15 protein-coding genes are annotated in these 14,739 nt (G+C 71.5%); 10 read left to right on the top strand and 5 right to left on the bottom strand.

Translation table 11 applies throughout. The annotated features are described in order from the left end of the window. Positions 1-132: 132 nt before the first annotated feature. Complete coding sequence (locus tag ACEJ41_RS02675; protein ID WP_374013259.1) at positions 133-1,842, top strand: alkaline phosphatase; 1,710 nt, start codon at positions 133-135, stop codon at positions 1,840-1,842. 31 nt (positions 1,843-1,873) lie between these two features. Here the strand turns inward: ACEJ41_RS02675 and ACEJ41_RS02670 are convergent, their stop codons facing one another. Next, positions 1,874-2,341 (bottom strand): CopD family protein, encoded by a 468-nt coding sequence (locus tag ACEJ41_RS02670; protein ID WP_374013258.1) that lies wholly within the window; start codon positions 2,339-2,341, stop codon positions 1,874-1,876. Between the two features lie 112 nt (positions 2,342-2,453). Between ACEJ41_RS02670 and ACEJ41_RS02665 the strand changes: the two genes are divergently transcribed. Then, on the top strand, positions 2,454-3,050 hold the full coding sequence (locus ACEJ41_RS02665; RefSeq protein WP_374013257.1) for a class I SAM-dependent methyltransferase: 597 nt from the start codon (positions 2,454-2,456) through the stop codon (positions 3,048-3,050). Between the two features lie 11 nt (positions 3,051-3,061). On the opposite strand, the gene pdxH is transcribed toward ACEJ41_RS02665, so the two are convergent. After that, positions 3,062-3,667, bottom strand: coding sequence for a pyridoxamine 5'-phosphate oxidase (pdxH, locus tag ACEJ41_RS02660; protein WP_374013256.1), 606 nt, complete (start codon positions 3,665-3,667; stop codon positions 3,062-3,064). Between the two features lie 44 nt (positions 3,668-3,711). On the opposite strand from pdxH, the gene ACEJ41_RS02655 reads away from it, so the two are divergent. Further along, positions 3,712-4,533, top strand: coding sequence for a kinase (locus ACEJ41_RS02655; RefSeq protein ID WP_374013255.1), 822 nt, complete (start codon positions 3,712-3,714; stop codon positions 4,531-4,533). An 88-nt stretch (positions 4,534-4,621) separates the two neighbouring features. Here the strand turns inward: ACEJ41_RS02655 and ACEJ41_RS02650 are convergent, their stop codons facing one another. Next, the gene (locus tag ACEJ41_RS02650) at positions 4,622-4,825 is read right to left on the bottom strand and encodes a dodecin family protein (protein ID WP_374013254.1); all 204 of its coding nucleotides are present in this window, start codon (positions 4,823-4,825) and stop codon (positions 4,622-4,624) included. A gap of 127 nt (positions 4,826-4,952) precedes the next feature. On the opposite strand from ACEJ41_RS02650, the gene ACEJ41_RS02645 reads away from it, so the two are divergent. From ACEJ41_RS02645 to hemE, 4 genes are all read left to right on the top strand, one after another. Beyond that, positions 4,953-5,495 carry a shikimate kinase gene (locus ACEJ41_RS02645; protein ID WP_374013253.1) on the top strand — a complete coding sequence of 181 codons (543 nt, stop codon included), beginning with the start codon at positions 4,953-4,955 and terminating at the stop codon, positions 5,493-5,495. Further along, the gene (aroB, locus tag ACEJ41_RS02640) at positions 5,492-6,595 is read left to right on the top strand and encodes a 3-dehydroquinate synthase (RefSeq protein ID WP_374013252.1); all 1,104 of its coding nucleotides are present in this window, start codon (positions 5,492-5,494) and stop codon (positions 6,593-6,595) included. Before ACEJ41_RS02645 ends, aroB begins: the two co-directional genes overlap by 4 nt. Positions 6,596-6,676: 81 nt before the next feature. Beyond that, positions 6,677-6,937: a WGR domain-containing protein gene (locus ACEJ41_RS02635; RefSeq protein WP_374013251.1), complete on the top strand. Its 261-nt coding sequence runs from the start codon at positions 6,677-6,679 to the stop codon at positions 6,935-6,937. Between the two features lie 35 nt (positions 6,938-6,972). Next, positions 6,973-8,046 (top strand): uroporphyrinogen decarboxylase, encoded by a 1,074-nt coding sequence (gene hemE / locus ACEJ41_RS02630; protein ID WP_374013250.1) that lies wholly within the window; start codon positions 6,973-6,975, stop codon positions 8,044-8,046. A gap of 56 nt (positions 8,047-8,102) precedes the next feature. On the opposite strand, the gene ACEJ41_RS02625 is transcribed toward hemE, so the two are convergent. Further along, positions 8,103-11,591, bottom strand: a complete 3,489-nt coding sequence (locus tag ACEJ41_RS02625) for an ATP-binding protein (RefSeq protein WP_374013249.1) — start codon at positions 11,589-11,591, stop codon at positions 8,103-8,105. Positions 11,592-11,758: 167 nt separating this feature from the next. Here ACEJ41_RS02625 and ACEJ41_RS02620 point away from each other — a divergent pair, with 167 nt between their 5' ends. From ACEJ41_RS02620 to ACEJ41_RS02610, 3 genes are read left to right on the top strand one after another with little or no spacing between them, the layout of a single operon-like run. Then, complete coding sequence (locus ACEJ41_RS02620) at positions 11,759-12,577, top strand: YceI family protein (protein ID WP_374013248.1); 819 nt, start codon at positions 11,759-11,761, stop codon at positions 12,575-12,577. Continuing rightward, the gene (locus ACEJ41_RS02615; protein WP_374013247.1) at positions 12,574-13,155 is read left to right on the top strand and encodes a cytochrome b; all 582 of its coding nucleotides are present in this window, start codon (positions 12,574-12,576) and stop codon (positions 13,153-13,155) included. Before ACEJ41_RS02620 ends, ACEJ41_RS02615 begins: the two co-directional genes overlap by 4 nt. After that, positions 13,152-13,718, top strand: coding sequence for a YceI family protein (locus ACEJ41_RS02610; protein WP_374013246.1), 567 nt, complete (start codon positions 13,152-13,154; stop codon positions 13,716-13,718). The genes ACEJ41_RS02615 and ACEJ41_RS02610 overlap by 4 nt, the downstream gene beginning before the upstream one ends. A 51-nt stretch (positions 13,719-13,769) precedes the next feature. Here the strand turns inward: ACEJ41_RS02610 and ACEJ41_RS02605 are convergent, their stop codons facing one another. After that, positions 13,770-14,012, bottom strand: coding sequence for a glutaredoxin family protein (locus tag ACEJ41_RS02605; RefSeq protein WP_374013245.1), 243 nt, complete (start codon positions 14,010-14,012; stop codon positions 13,770-13,772). Between the last annotated feature and the right edge of the window lie 727 nt (positions 14,013-14,739).

Here is a 14,739-nt window from a genome sequence, read left to right as displayed (position 1 = left end):
CCGCAACAGCGTGGTGTCATCGGCGCGACGTGCACGTGACGGCATAATCACCGCGTCCCACCCGACCGCGCCTGCGCGTGTGGCGCCACCGTACTGGCGTAGCAGCCAGCAGGCGCCATGCTGGAGCCTGCAATGCACCGCTGCCGTACCCGATTGCCCCCACCTGCGCTCGCCGCGGCGTGCACCGTCCTGCTCGCGGCCTGCGTCGCTCCCCGCACCACCCACCACCACCGGCCAGCCGCCGCAACGGCCGTGGGCGCGGCAGCGCACACCACCGCGCCGGCCGACGAGACCCCGCAAGGGTGGTACCGCAGCGGCGCCCTGCGCGCTGCGGCCAATGGCGCCATGGCCGGAAACGCGCGCAACGTGATCCTGTTCCTGGGCGACGGCATGAGCCTGACCACCGTGGCCGCCGCGCGCATCCTCGAAGGCCAGCGCACCGGCGGGCGCGGCGAGGAGAACCTGCTGGGCTGGGAGCACTTTCCGCACACCGGCTTCAGCAAGACCTACAACACCGATGCGCAGACCCCCGACTCGGCCGGCACCATGACCGCCATCACCACGGGGGTGAAGACCCATGCGGGAGCGATCGGGGTCTCGGCCGGCAACCGCCACGACTGCGCCGACAGCTCCGCCAAGCATCTGCTGACCTGGCTGCAACTGGCCGACAGTGCCGGCATGGGCGCCGGCATCGTCAGCACCGCGCGGCTCACCCACGCCACCCCGGCCGCAACCTGGGCCCATGTCCCGGACCGCAACTGGGAAAGCGACACGACCCTGCCGGCGGCCGCGGCGAAGCAGGGCTGCATCGATATCGCCAGGCAACTGCTGGCCACGCCCTACGGGCCCGGCCTGCGGGTGATGCTCGGCGGTGGCCGCGGCCAGTTCATGCCGGCCAGCCAGCGCGACCCGGAGTATCCGCACAGGAGCGGCCTGCGCCAGGACGGACGCGATCTTGTCGCCGAGTGGAAGGATGCCCATCCGGGTGGCGCCTATGTGTGGAACCGCGCGCAGTTGCAGGCGGCCACCGGCGCACCGGCGCTGCTGGGCCTGTTCGAGCCCGACCACATGCAGTTCGAGCACGAGCGCGACCGGGCCGCCGAGCCCTCACTTGCCGAGCTGACCGCTGCGGCGATCCGCCACCTGTCGCGCGAACCCGGCGGCTACGTGTTGATGGTGGAGGGCGCACGCATCGACCACGCCCATCACCAGGGCAACGCCTACCGCGCACTGGACGAAACCGTGGCCATGTCCGATGCGGTGCGCACCGCGGTGGAGATGACCTCGGCCGCGGACACCCTGATCCTGGTTACCGCCGACCACTCGCACACGCTGACCTTCGCCGGCTACCCGGCGCGCGGGAACCCGATCCTGGGCACGGTACGCGGCGCGGCCGGCGACGACGGGCAGCCCGGCCCTTCCGCGCGCGATGCCGCAGGCCTGCCCTACACCACCCTGGGCTATGCCAACGGCCCCGGCCACACCGGTGCCAGCAACCGCCAGCCGGCCGGGCCGAAGACCCATCCGCACGCCCCGTCGTCGATCCAGCCCGCACACGGCCGGCCGGACCTGGGCAATGTCGACACCACGCACCCGGATTACCTGCAGGAAGCACTGGTACCGATGTCGTCCGAATCGCACGGCGGCGACGACGTCGGCATCTGGGCGCGCGGCCCGGGCAGCGGCGCGGTGCGCGGCACGCTCGAACAGAACGTGATCCACCACATCATCGTGCAGGCCACCCCGGCGCTGCGCGCACGCCTGTGCGCGGCTGGCACCTGCGACGCCAACGGCGTGCCGGTGGAATTGCCGGAGCCGGTGCGGTTCCAGCGCAGCGATTGAGCACCCCGCCGGGCTGGCCGGGCGCAACGCCTCAGAACGGCTTGGCCAGCACCAGCCAGATCACCAGCAGCAGCAACAACACCGGCACTTCGTTGAACACCTTCAGCGCGCGCACCGAAGGCAGGCCACGCGCCGCGGCGCCCTTGAGCCAGCGCCCGGCCACGATGAAGTGCGCCAGCAGCAAGGCCACCAGGGTGAGCTTGGCGTGCAGCCAGCCAGCCGGCGAGCCGACCATCGTCGGGAACCCATCCACCACCCGGTAGCCCAGCCACAGCACCAGGCCCAACACCACCGCCAGGCCGAACATGACGTGCCCGAAGCGGTACAGCCGGCGCCCCATCAGCACCAGCCGCGCCTGCACCGCCGGCTCGGCACCGGCTTCGCGCAGGTTGACCAGGATCCGCGGCAGGTAGAACCCGGCCGCCACCCAGGCCATCACGAACAACAGGTGCAGCGCCTTCACCCAGAAATAGGTCTGGCCCGGATCGATGGCAGGCATGCGCGTGCTCGCGGCAGGATAGGGATGGGGATTCTCGACGATGGTGCCGCGGCTGTCGAACCCCGCCGCGTGCCGGCGGCGGAGCGCGCCGCCATTCCGGTACGCTTGCCTCATGTCAGACACCAAGATCTACGACCGCGCCTACTTCCAGCGCTGGTACCGCGGCCGCACCATCCAGGATCCCCGGCGCCTGGCGCGCAAGGTCGCCCTGGCGCTGGCGGTGGCCGAGTACTACCTGGAGCGCCCGGTGCGCACGGTGCTGGACATCGGCTGCGGCGAGGGCGCGTGGCGCGCGCCGCTGCTCAAGCTGCGGCCGAAGGCGCGCTACCTGGGCTTCGATTCCAGCCAGTACGCGGTAGCCCGCCACGGCGCGCGGCGCAACCTGCACCTGGCCCGCTTCGGGGATTTCGCCTGGTTGCGGCCGTGCGCGCCGGCCGACCTGCTGGTCTGCGCCGACGTGCTGCATTACCTGCCCTCGCGCGAACTGCTGCGCGGGCTGCCCGGCCTGGCCGAGCTGTGTGGCGGGGTGGCGTTCCTGGAGACGTTCACCGCCGAAGATGCCTTCGAAGGCGACACCGACGGCTTCCAGCCACGCGCGGCGGCCTGGTACCGGCGCCGGTTGGGTGCCGCGGGTTTCACCGCGGCCGGCTCCCATTGCTGGCTGGGCCCAGCGCTGGCTGGCAGCGGCGTGGCCCTGGAAGGCGCCTGACGCGGCGGCCTTCAGGGTTGCAGCATGCGCTTTGACCAGGTGCCAGCGGCGGCGCGCTCGTAACGCCAGCGCTCGTGCAGGCGGAACCCGGCGCCGTACCAGAACTCGAACGCCTCCGGCACCACCCGGAACCCGCCCCACCCCGGCGGACGCGGGATCTGGCGGCCGTCGAACTGCGCGTCCACGCGTGCCAGTTCGGCCTCGAATGCCTGCCGCGATTCCAGCGTCGACGATTGCCGCGAGGCCCAGGCGCCGAGCTGGCTCATCCGCGGGCGGCTGTGGAAATAGGCATCCGCCTCGCTCGCTTCCACCCGCTCCACGGTGCCCTCCACCCGCACCTGCACTCCCGCTTCGTCCATGCTCCGCCAGAGCAGCAGCAGTGCGGCACGCGGGTTGGCCTGCAGCTCGCGGCCCTTCTGGCTGTCGAAGTGGGTGTAGAACACGAAACCGCGCGCATCGAAGGATTTGAGCAGCACGGTGCGCGCCGACGGCCGCCCGTCCGGGGTGGCGGTGGCCACCGTCATGGCATTGGGTTCGGGCTCGGTTGGCAGCGTGCGGGCACGCTCGAACAGCCGGCCGAAGGTGTCCACGGCTTCGGCATACAGCGGATCGGTCATGGGGACGGCACCACGTGCGGCAGCGGGGCACGTATTGTGGACCGATGCCCGCATCGCCGCCCAGCGCATTTCCCGCCTCGCTCGTGCGGCGCGTGCTCGCCGCCGGTGCGGCGCGCGCGGGCGGTGGCCTGCGGGTGCTGGGCATTTCCGGGCTGCAGGGCAGCGGCAAGAGCACCCTGGCCGCGCAGGTGACCGCTGCGGCGCAGGCGGACGGATTGTCGGCGGCCCGCCTGTCGCTGGACGATGTCTACCTCACCGCTGCCCAACGGCGGGCGTTGGCCGCGGGTGCGCATCCGCTGCTGTCCACGCGCGGCCCGCCGGGCACCCACGACGTGGCGCTGGCGCTGGCCACCATCGACGCACTGCGCGCAGGTCGCACGCCGCCGCTGCCGCGTTTCGACAAGCTCGGCGACGACCGCCTGCCCGAAGCGCATTGGCCGCGCCCGGCCCGGCCCCTGGACCTGCTGGTGCTGGAAGGGTGGTGCCTGGGTGTGCCGCCCGAATCGGACGCCGCGCTGCAGGCGCCGATCAACGCGCTGGAGCGCGACGAGGATGCCGACGGCCGCTGGCGCCGCTACTGCAATGCTGCGCTCGGGCGCGACTATCCCGGCCTGTGGTCGGCGGTGGACGTGCTGTGCCTGCTGCAGGCACCCGGCTTCGAGGTCGTGCACCGCTGGCGATGGCAGCAGGAGCAGGCGCTGCGCAACGCGCGGGCGGGCAGCGAAGGGATGGCTCCGGCACGGTTCGAGCGCTTCATCCAGCATTTCGAGCGCATCAGCAGGCACGCATTGCGCACCCTGCCGCCGCTGGCGGACATGGTCGTGCCGCTGGATGCGGCACGTGGCGTGCCCGGCGAGCATCCCTAAGCCGCGCACGCGGGGCGGCTGACCACGCCCAACGCCCGTGTGCGGGGGCGAATGCGCTGGCGACGCCTGGCGCCGCCAGCGCGCGGCGTTACTGCACCAGGAAGGTCACCCGCAGGTTGACCCGCCACTCCACCACGTTGCCTTCGCCGTCGGTCTCGACCTTGGTGTCGTTGATCCAGGCGCCCTGGATGCCCTGCACCGTGCCGGCAACCTTCTTCAATCCGCTCTTCACCGCGTCCTCGATGCTGGTCTTGGAAGAGCTGCTGATTTCGATGACCTTGGCAACCGCCATGTTCCGTCTCCTGTCCGGTGGCGCACATGCGCCGGGACTGGCAGCCTGGACCTGCCACTGTTAACGCGGCGGCATGGCGGCCTTCGTTGCAGCAGTGACATTGGCCCCGGTGCTAGCATCCACCCCCATGAATCCCGCACCCAACCTCGTGCTGGTCGGCCCGACGGGTGCCGGCAAGACTTCGATCGGACGGCGCCTGGCCGAACGCTTCGGCCTGGTGTTCGTCGATGCCGACCAGTTCGTCGAGCAGCGCACCGGTGCGACCATTGCCGCCATCTTCGAGCACGTGGGCGAAGCCGGTTTCCGCGAGCGCGAGCGCGGCGCGCTGGCCGAGGTGCTGGCGGGCGACAGGCAACTGGTCGCCACCGGCGGCGGCGCGGTGCTCGATGCCGGCAACCGCCGCCTGATGTGCGAACGCGGCTTCGTGGTCTACCTGGTCGCAGGCCTGGACGCACAGCTGCGCCGGCTGGGCCGCGACCGCACCCGCCCGCTGCTGCAGCGCGGCGACCGTGACCAGGTGTTGCGCGACATGGCCGTGCAGCGCGAACCGCTGTATCGCGAAGTGGCCGACCTGGTGATGGAGACCGACCAATTGACCGCCAGCGAGGCGGCCGCGCGCCTGGGCAGCCTGCTGGCCGAGCGCTGGAGCATGAGTGGAGAGGTGGCATGACCAAGGTTCGTAGCGTGGACGTGGGCGGCGCGGCGCCGTACCGGATCCGGATCGGCCCCGGGCTGCTGGATGACAGCGCGCAACTGGCGGCGCACGCGCGCGGCCGCCATGCACTGCTCGTCAGCGACGACCACGTCGCCCCGCTGTATGCCGAGCGGGTTGCCGCCGCGCTGCAGGCCGCGCAGCCGGAGCTGCAGGTCGCGACCCTGGTCATGGCTGCCGGCGAGGCCCACAAGACCCTGGCCAGCCTGGGCGAGGTGATCGATGCCCTGGCCACGCTGGGCGCTACCCGCGATGCCACCGTCTATGCACTGGGCGGCGGCGTGATCGGCGACATGGCCGGCTTTGCCGCGGCCTGCTGGATGCGCGGGGTGGACTGCGTGCAGTTGCCCACCACGCTGCTGTCGATGGTCGACTCCTCGGTCGGCGGCAAGACCGCGGTCGACATCCCGCAGGGCAAGAACCTGGTCGGCGCGTTCCATCCGCCGCGCGCGGTAATAGCCGACACGGCCACGCTGCGCACCCTGCCCGCCCGCGAACTGCGCGCGGGCCTGGCCGAAGTGATCAAGTACGGAGCCCTCGGCGATCCGGAGTTCTTCGCCTGGCTGGAGCAGCAGCGCGAGCCGCTGCTGGCGAGCGACGATGCGGCCCTGGCCGAAGCCATTGCCCGCAGCTGCGAGCACAAGGCCGCCATCGTCGAACGCGACCCGCTGGAGAAGGGCGAGCGCGCCCTGCTCAACCTGGGCCACACCTTCGGCCACGCCATCGAGGCCGAACAGGGCTATTCGGGCGCCGGCCGCGACGCGCTGGTGCATGGCGAAGCGGTGGCGGTGGGCATGGTCCTGGCCGCACGGCTGTCGGCGATGCTGGGCATGGCCCCGCACACCGACACCGAGCACCTGCGCTCGCTGCTGCTGGCCTACGGACTTCCGGTGGACCTGCCCGCAGGGCTGGCGCCGCAGGCCTTGCTTGAGCGCATGCGCCTGGACAAGAAGAACCTGGCCGGGCGCCTGCGCCTGGTGCTGTGGCGCGGCATCGGCAAGGCCGAGGTGGTGCCGGACGTGGACGAGGCGCGGGTGCTCGAGGTGCTGGCCGGCTGAGACCCCGGGCCGGACGGCTGCGGCCTGGCCTGGCGGCGCAGCTTCCGCGGCTGAACCGCGCGCCGGCTACAATCCCGGTCCATGCGCATCTTCCTGCAGCAGCCTCCCGCGGCCAGCGAGGCACCACGCTACCTGCAGCTGACCCTGCAGCCGGACCTGTTCGGCGGCTGGGAACTGCTGCGCGAAAACGGCCAGGTCGGCGGCAAGTCGCAGTTGCGCCGCGAGCAGTACCTGCTCCAGGCCGAGGCCACCGCCGCGTTCGAAAAGGCGCGCGACGCCCAGCTCAAGCGCGGCTTCCAGGTGATGTTCGTGCTCGGCGCCGACGCGCACAGGCCGGCCTGAGCACCGCTCCCTTTCCCCCTCGTTACAGGCATACCGTGTCCAAGACCCCAAACAACGATCGCCTGCTGCGCGCCCTGCGCCGGCAGCCCGTGGATCGCACCCCCGTGTGGCTGATGCGCCAGGCCGGGCGCTACCTGCCCGAGTACCGCGCCTCCCGCGCCGAGGCCGGCAGTTTCCTGGCGATGGCCAAGAATCCCGAGCGCGCCTGCGAGGTCACCCTGCAGCCACTGCGCCGGTTCCCGCTGGACGCGGCGATCCTGTTTTCCGACATCCTCACCGTGCCCGATGCGATGGGCCTGGGGCTGCATTTCGTCGATGGCGAAGGCCCCAGGTTCGAGCGCCCGGTGCGTGACGAGGCCGACGTCGCGCGCCTGGCCGTGCCGGACATGGAAACCGAACTGCGCTACGTGATGGATGCGGTGCGCGTGATCCGTCGCGAATTGGATGGCTCGGTGCCGCTGATCGGCTTCTCGGGCAGTCCGTGGACCCTGGCCTGCTACATGGTCGAGGGCGGCGGCAGCGCCAACTACGCGACGATCAAGGCAATGGCCTTCAGCCGCCCGGAACTGTTGCACCGGATGCTGGCGGTGATCACCGACGCGGTGATCGCCTACCTGGCCGCGCAGCATGCCGCCGGGGCACAGGCACTGCAGGTGTTCGACACCTGGGGCAGCGTGCTCTCGCCGAGCCTGTACCGCGAGTTCTCCCTGCCCTACCTGCAGCGCATTGCACGTGAGCTGGATCGCGGCCAGGGCGAGGCGCGCGCGCCGCTGATCCTGTTCGGCAAGGGCAATGCGCCCTACCTGGAAGAGCTGGCCGCCAGCGGCGCCGATGCACTGGGCGTGGACTGGCTGGTCAGCCTGGGCGAAGCCGCACGCCGCACCGGCGGCAAGGTCGCGCTGCAGGGCAACCTGGACCCGGCCACGCTGTATGCCAGCCCCGGGGCCATCGCCCGCGAGGCGGCACGGGTGCTGGACGATTACGCCGCCGGCAATGGCGGTTCGCGCGAGGGCCATGTGTTCAACCTCGGCCACGGCATGTCCCCGGACATGAACCCCGAGCACGTGGCTGCGCTGGTCGAAGCGGTGCATACGCACAGCGCGCGCTGAGCCGGGCCGGGCGGCGCGCGCGCCTGCATCGGCCGGGCGTGGCCGCCGCGCGGCTCTCAGCCTGCCGGCAGCACTGTGGTGTCCGGCAACACCGCGTCGATTGCCGCGGCCAGCATCTCCCCGGTGACCGGCTTGCGCAGGAACCCGTCGAACCCGGCCGCGCGCGCCTGTTGCTCGGCTTCGACATCGCTGCGCGCGGTCACCGCCAGCAACGGCGGGGTGAATCCCTGTGCGCGCAGTTGCCGGGCCAGGGCCAGGCCATCCATGCCCGGCAGGTCCAGGTCCAGCAGGGCCAGGTCGAACCGCGCCACCGCCACGCTGCCCAGTGCATCCAGGCCGTGCGCCGCCAGGGCGACGCGATGGCCCTGGTTGCGCAGCAGGCTGGCGACCACGTCGGCCACTTCGGGCTCGTCCTCCACCAGCAGCAGGTCGAGCTGGTGGGCGCCGCGGCTGGCCACGCGCGCCGTGAGCGCGGCGACCTCGGCCGGCGGCAGCGGCAGTTGCACCCGGAACACGGTGCCGCGGCCGGGCGCGCTGTCCACTTCCACGCTGCCGCCCATGGCCACCGCCAGTTCCTGGCAGATCGCCAGGCCCAGGCCACTGCCGCCATAGCGCGCGGTGGTGCGCGCACCGTCTGCCTGTTCGAAACGGCGGAACAGGCGCTCCTTCTGCTCCTCGTCCAGGCCCGGCCCGGTGTCGCGCACGGCGAACGCCACGCCACCATTGCGGCCCGCGGCCACCTCCAGCGCGACCTCGCCGCGCTCTGTGAACTTGATCGCATTGCCGATCAGATTGAGCAGGATCTGGCGCACCCGCAGCGGGTCGCCGCGCAGCCCTTGCGGCGCGTCGTCGGCGATGCGCACGTCGAAGGCCAGGCCGCGCAGGTCGGCGGCGGGCGCCATCATCGCCACAACGTCGGCCACCATTGCGCGCAGCTCGAACGGCTGGTCGTCCAGCTCCAGCTTGCCGGCTTCGATCCGGGCCATGTCCAGGGCGTCGTTGACCAGCCGCAGCAGGTGTTCGCCGGCGCGACGGATGGACTGGACATAGCCGCGCTGGCGCGGCTCCAGCGCGCTGTCCAGCAGCAGTTCGCTCATGCCCAGCACGCCGGTCATGGGGGTGCGGATCTCATGGCCGAGGGTGGCCAGGAACCGGCTCTTGGCCTGCGAGGCCTGTTCGGCCAGTTCGCGCTTGTGCATGGCCAGTTGCCAGCGGCTGCGGCGGCGCAGGCGCGCGCGGTAGACCAGGGCGCCGCCGCCCAGCAGCATGGCCACCAGGGCGGCCAGCGCCACCAGACCCCAGCCGCTGAGCCACCATGGCGGCGCAACCCGGAACTTCAGCTCCCGCACCTGCGACCAGCGCCCGTCCCGGCCAATGGCAGCCTGCATCTGCAAGGTGTACTGGCCGGGCGCCAGGTGCGAGAACACGCGCTCGCCTGCGGCGGCCTCGTACCAGTTGGAGTCGAAGCCGATCAGCCGCGACCGGTAGCGGTGTGATTCCGGATCATCAAAGGACAGCAGGCGCGGACTCACGTGCAGGTCCTGGTCGCCCGGCTCCAGGTCGAAGCCGCCGGCGATCGGCAACTCAAGCGTGTGCTCGCCGCGACGCACGCGCACCGCGTCCACCACCAGCCGCGGCGTCGGCGGGTCCGGATCGCGGACTCGCGTATCGAACAACAGCAGCGCGCCGTCGCCGGTGCCGGCCACCAGCACCCCATCGGCGTCCAGGGCCAGCGCGCGCTCGGTGAACTCCTGGTTGGGCAGGCCCTCGCGCACGCCAAAGGTGCGCACCGCCGCCGCCCGGCCATTGCCAGGCGGCTCTACCCGGAACAGGCCGCGACGGGTGGCCAGCCAGGCCCGGTGCTGGGCATCGACCACCAGCCCGGTGGCTTCGGTGGCGGGAATCCCGGCGTCAGGCCCAAGCCGTACCACCAGGTTCCAGGCGTCATCGCCCAGCGCCCACAGCTCCAGCCCGGCTCGGCTGTGCACCCACAGGCGTCGGGAGCCGTCCAGGGCGAACGCCTGCACCGGTGCTCCGGCCTGCGCCATGCCCGGCAGCGCGAGGAAGGCACGCGTGGTCGGATTCCAACGCAGCACGCGATGGCCCTCGGAAATCCAGGGCGCGCCATCGGGGCCGATGGCCATGGCCTGGAGATCGGCGGTATCCAGGCCCGGCACCTCGCCAGGACGCAGCATCTCCAGCACCTGGCCGGTACGCAGGTCGCGGCGCTGCACGCCGGTACTGGCCGCGCCCGCCCACAACGAACCGTCGGGCGACTCAAGCAGCCACTTGACGCTACCGGCCGGGAGGACCCCCGACGGTGCCTGTGGCCTCCAGTCCTGGATCCGGCCGTCCACGTCGATCCGCGACAGGCCAACAAGCCAGGACAACCAGACCTGCCCGTAGCGGTCTTCCAGCACGGCGCGCATGCGGCGGCGCTCCAGGCCCGGCGGCCCGACCACGCGCTGCACCCTGAGGCCCGTGGCCGGGTCCAGGTGCTCCAGCACGCCACTGCTGTTGGCCAGCCACACGCCGCCCTGCGCGGCCGGGGCAATCCCGCGGTAAACGCCGCTGTTCCCACCTTCCGGGCCACCCAGCACCGCGGTGCGTCGCCAGTCGCCGCGCAGGTAGCCCAGGCCACGCGACGGTATCCCCACCCACAGGCCGCCGTCGTCGTCCTGGCGCAACAGCGCCTGGACCTGTGCGTTCGTGCCCGTGGACTTGGATTCGTGCAGCACGGGCATCGACAGGCCACTGCCATTAACGTGCCACAACCCTTCGTGGGTGCCGATCCAGTAGCCGCCTTGGCCGTCGTCGGTCATGGACGAGACCAGTTTCGGACCCTTGAAGTCGGCGGCCCAGTCCGGTGCATCCCAGGTCCCGCCGTCGTGCAGGCGGAGCAGGCCGCGCGCCGAGCCGACCCAGGTGGACCCTTCATCGCGCCAGAGCGATACCACCGGTGCACGCGGGTGGGTACCGGGCAATTCCAGCAACTGCATCCGGCCTTCGGTGTCGCGCCGTACCAGGCCGCTCAGGGTGGCCACCAGCAGGGTGCCGGCGGGGTCGAAGGACAACGACATGATCGCCCCTTCCAGCACCGCATCCACCGCCGCCTCACCGGCCCGCACCTGTTCCAGCCGGTGGTCCGCGTCGACCCGGTAGAGGCCGCCGCCATAGGCGCCGAACCACACGTCATCGCCACGGCCGGTGATGGCGAACACGTCGTCACTGCGCAGCACCGGATGGGTGGCCTTGCGGAAATGCCGGAAACCGGTGCGGTCGGCGTCCATGACGCTGACTCCGCCGCCCTCCCCGGCCACCCAGATCCGGTCGTGCCGGTCGATGTACAGTGCCTGCAGCAGATTGGCGGGCGACGATGACGGGATGTCCGGATCATGCTGCCAGGTCCGGAACCCGATGCCGTCATAGCGCGCCAGGCCATCCCAGGTGGCCGCCCACAGGTAGCCGTCACGGTCACGCGCGACCCCGGTCACCGTCGTCGCCGGCAGGCCCTCGCCGGGGCCGAGCACGCGGAACCTGGGCATCTCCGGCACCGCCGCATGGGCCGTCCAGGCCAACGCCAGCGCGAGCCACAGGCATAGCCACCGCCCCATCGACATCCCCTGCCCTTCCCTGTCGTCCTGAATCCTCGCAACGGTTCGTTGCAGGCGCAAGCCGGGACCCGGCCGGCACTGTGCCTAGAATGCGGTCCATGTCCCATCACAGGCCACATCCCATCACCGTCGCGCGCTGGCACCCGTTCGCTGCCATCCCCGCGCTGGCACTGGTACTGGCGCTGGCCTGGCCGCCGCCTGCAGCCGCCAGGCCCGCGACATACGTCCTGGACCCGGTCCATACCCGGGTGCAGTTCGCGGTGTGGCACGCGGGGTTCTCGCAAGCGCTGGGCACCATCTCCGGCAGCACCGGCACGCTGCAGTTCGACCCGGACGACTGGACCTGCGCACGCCTGGAGGTGAGCGTGCCGCTGCAACGCCTGGAGCTGGGCGATGACGCGTGGCGCCGCGCAACGCTGGCGGGCAGGCTGCTGGACGCACAACGCTGGCCGCAGGCGCACTTCGTCTCCACGCGGGTCGAACCGCTGGACGCACGGAATTTCATCGTCCATGGCCAGCTGACCCTGCGCGGGGTGACCCGGGAGTTGCCGCTGCAGGTGCGCTTCAACGCACTCAAGCGCCATCCGCTGCCGCCGTTCCGGCGCACGGCCGGGTTTTCGGCCACCGCCACCCTCAGCCGCAGCGACTTCGGCATCGATGCATGGTCATCGGCGATCGGCGATACGGTCGAACTGCGCATCGAGGCCGAAGCCGTGCGCAGTGCGCGCGCCGGCCAACAGCACGGCGCCGATGCCGATACCGATGCCGACGGAGCCGGCGAGCGGGAACATCCCGATGTCATTGCGCCGGCACCGGCAGCACCCGACACCACGGCGGCCACACCTTCCGCGCCGTGCCCCGCTGCCCACGCTCCCGCGCCATCCCCGCCCCCATCCGAGGAGCCCGCTGCGCCATGAACCTGAAGAATCCCGCCGACCGCTGGGGTGGCGTCAGCCAGTTGCTGCACTGGAGCATTGCGCTGTTGATCCTGACGATCGGCGTGGTCGGCCTGGTGATGGGCGAACTGCCGCGCACGCCGAAGTACTTCTGGGTGTACACCGCGCACAAGTCGCTGGGCATCACCGTGCTGGCGCTGGTGCTGCTGCGGATCGGCTGGCGCCTGTACGCCGGCGCGCCGCGGCCGTTGCCGGGCATTCCACGCTGGCAGGCCTGGCTGGCCTCGGCCACCCACGGCGCGCTCTACCTGCTGATCCTGGCCATGCCGCTGTCGGGCTGGCTGTACGACTCGGCCAGCGGCCTGCGTCCGTTCCGCTGGTTCGGCCTGGTCGAAGTACCCAGGCTCGCCGCACCGGACGAGATTCTTGCCAGCGCCGCCCATGACGCGCACGAGTGGCTGTTCTGGCTGCTGGTCGCGCTGGTGCTGGCGCATGCAGGCGCCGCGCTCCATCACCACTTCATCCAGCGCGACGCCACCCTGGCGCGCATGCTTCCGCGGCGCCTGCGCGCCGCTCCCCCCCGCGAGGATTCGCCATGACGATCAAACTGACCACGCCCGCCGCCGTGGCCGCCGCCCTGGTGGCAACGCTCGGCGCCGCGCCGGCCGCGGCCGCCGACTATGTCCAGGCCAGCGGCTCGACCCTGGCGTTCGCCAGCCGCTACGACGGCGAGCTGTTCACCGGGCGCTTCGAGCGCTTCGACACCAGGGTCAGCTTCGACCCGGCGCAGCCGCAGGCCGGCAGCCTGGACGTGACCATCGCCCTGACCAGTGCCAGCACCGGCAACGCCGACCGCGACTCGACCCTGAAGACCGCCGATTTCTTCGATACCGGCACCTTCGCCGAGGCGCGCTACACGGCCAGCGGGTTCCGCCGGCTCGAGGACGGGCAGTACGCGGCAAACGGCACCCTGGAGCTGCGTGGCGTGCGCAAGCCGGTGACGCTGACCTTCACCTGGACCGACGGTGCCCAGCCGGTGCTGGCCGGCAGGGCGGTGGTCAAGCGCCTGGACTTCGGCGTGGGCGGCGGCGACTGGGCCGACACCGACACCATCCCGGATGCGGTGAACATCAGTACGCGCGTGGTCCTCGAACCGCGGTAAGCGTGCCGCACCGTCCACGTGTCGGGGCCGCCGGTGATCGGCGCGGCGGACTCACTGCGGCGTCCTGTCCTGCAGCCACTGGCGCACCGTGGCGGCGGCGAACGGCCAGTCCAGCTCGGCACCGCTGATTCGGTCGTGCAGGACCGGCACGCGCACGCCATAGCGCGCTTCAAGGGCCGCATCGTCGTCGATGAACATGCTGTCCGGCTCGGGCACGCGTGCCTGCGCCAGCACCTCCAGCGCCAGGTCGCACAAGTGGCAGTCGTCGCGCTGGTAGAGGACGTATCGGGACATGCAGGGTTCCTGAAGCTGTCACGCCTATGCTGCCACGTCCCCGCTACCCGCCACCGCGTGGACGGTGGACCGTTGAAGGATGGCCCCCTGTTCCGGAGCGGTACGGTGGTCGGCTTCGGGGGCAGCCGCGCACAGGCCAAGATCGGGGTGGTGGTCGGCTCCGGAGGGAGCCGCGGCCGTACGGGTGTGGCGTGACCGCTCGGGCGCACATCCATGTGCGCACTCGCTACCGCGGCCATCCATGGCCGCTGCCACGACACACCCGCACGTCCACGTCTTCGGTGCGTCCGGGACATGGCGTCGGTGGGCCGTGATGTGTTGCGACCCACGGGTTCGGCGTGTCGATGTCCCCTCCCTTGTAGGAGCCGGCCTTGCCGGCGACCGCGGCGCGGTGTGGTGTGTCGCGATGCCGCAGCCTGCATCGCGGTCGCCGGCAAGGCCGGCTCCTACACGAACGAGTGCAGCGCACAGATGCGCGGTGCGCGTACGCCGTTTCCGTCGCAAACGAAGCTGCGTAATCAATACACCGAAGGACGTCGTCCGGCCGGGGGGATGGGGCAAGTGGCACATGGATGTGCCACGGCCCCGAGTGCGCACATGGATGTGCGCCCGAGGGGTGCACCATCCCCCCGGTCGGGCGACGGCCCCGTCCGGAGTCGAACCCAGTCACATCAGCACGTCCACGCACCGCGTCACATCACACCGTGCCGCGGTCGCCGGCGAGGCC

Source organism: Pseudoxanthomonas koreensis, from assembly GCF_041890415.1.
Classification (GTDB): domain Bacteria; phylum Pseudomonadota; class Gammaproteobacteria; order Xanthomonadales; family Xanthomonadaceae; genus Pseudoxanthomonas; species Pseudoxanthomonas koreensis_A.
Note: the sequence above shows the minus strand (reverse complement) of the source record. Positions and strands in the feature narration are given on the sequence as shown.

Excerpts from the sequence above, each read along its gene's own strand:
- pdxH (WP_374013256.1), bottom strand. The coding sequence starts at position 3,667 with ATGACCGATCCGCTGTATGCCGAAGCCGTGGACACCTTCGGCCGGCTG.
- ACEJ41_RS02605 (WP_374013245.1), bottom strand. The coding sequence starts at position 14,012 with ATGTCCCGATACGTCCTCTACCAGCGCGACGACTGCCACTTGTGCGAC.
- ACEJ41_RS02665 (WP_374013257.1), top strand. The coding sequence starts at position 2,454 with ATGTCAGACACCAAGATCTACGACCGCGCCTACTTCCAGCGCTGGTAC.
- ACEJ41_RS02650 (WP_374013254.1), bottom strand. The coding sequence starts at position 4,825 with ATGGCGGTTGCCAAGGTCATCGAAATCAGCAGCTCTTCCAAGACCAGC.
- ACEJ41_RS02635 (WP_374013251.1), top strand. The coding sequence starts at position 6,677 with ATGCGCATCTTCCTGCAGCAGCCTCCCGCGGCCAGCGAGGCACCACGC.
- ACEJ41_RS02655 (WP_374013255.1), top strand. The coding sequence starts at position 3,712 with ATGCCCGCATCGCCGCCCAGCGCATTTCCCGCCTCGCTCGTGCGGCGC.
- aroB (WP_374013252.1), top strand. The coding sequence starts at position 5,492 with ATGACCAAGGTTCGTAGCGTGGACGTGGGCGGCGCGGCGCCGTACCGG.
- ACEJ41_RS02615 (WP_374013247.1), top strand. The coding sequence starts at position 12,574 with ATGAACCTGAAGAATCCCGCCGACCGCTGGGGTGGCGTCAGCCAGTTG.
- ACEJ41_RS02610 (WP_374013246.1), top strand. The coding sequence starts at position 13,152 with ATGACGATCAAACTGACCACGCCCGCCGCCGTGGCCGCCGCCCTGGTG.
- ACEJ41_RS02675 (WP_374013259.1), top strand. The coding sequence starts at position 133 with ATGCACCGCTGCCGTACCCGATTGCCCCCACCTGCGCTCGCCGCGGCG.
- ACEJ41_RS02670 (WP_374013258.1), bottom strand. The coding sequence starts at position 2,341 with ATGCCTGCCATCGATCCGGGCCAGACCTATTTCTGGGTGAAGGCGCTG.
- ACEJ41_RS02620 (WP_374013248.1), top strand. The coding sequence starts at position 11,759 with ATGTCCCATCACAGGCCACATCCCATCACCGTCGCGCGCTGGCACCCG.
- ACEJ41_RS02645 (WP_374013253.1), top strand. The coding sequence starts at position 4,953 with ATGAATCCCGCACCCAACCTCGTGCTGGTCGGCCCGACGGGTGCCGGC.
- ACEJ41_RS02625 (WP_374013249.1), bottom strand. The coding sequence starts at position 11,591 with ATGCCCAGGTTCCGCGTGCTCGGCCCCGGCGAGGGCCTGCCGGCGACG.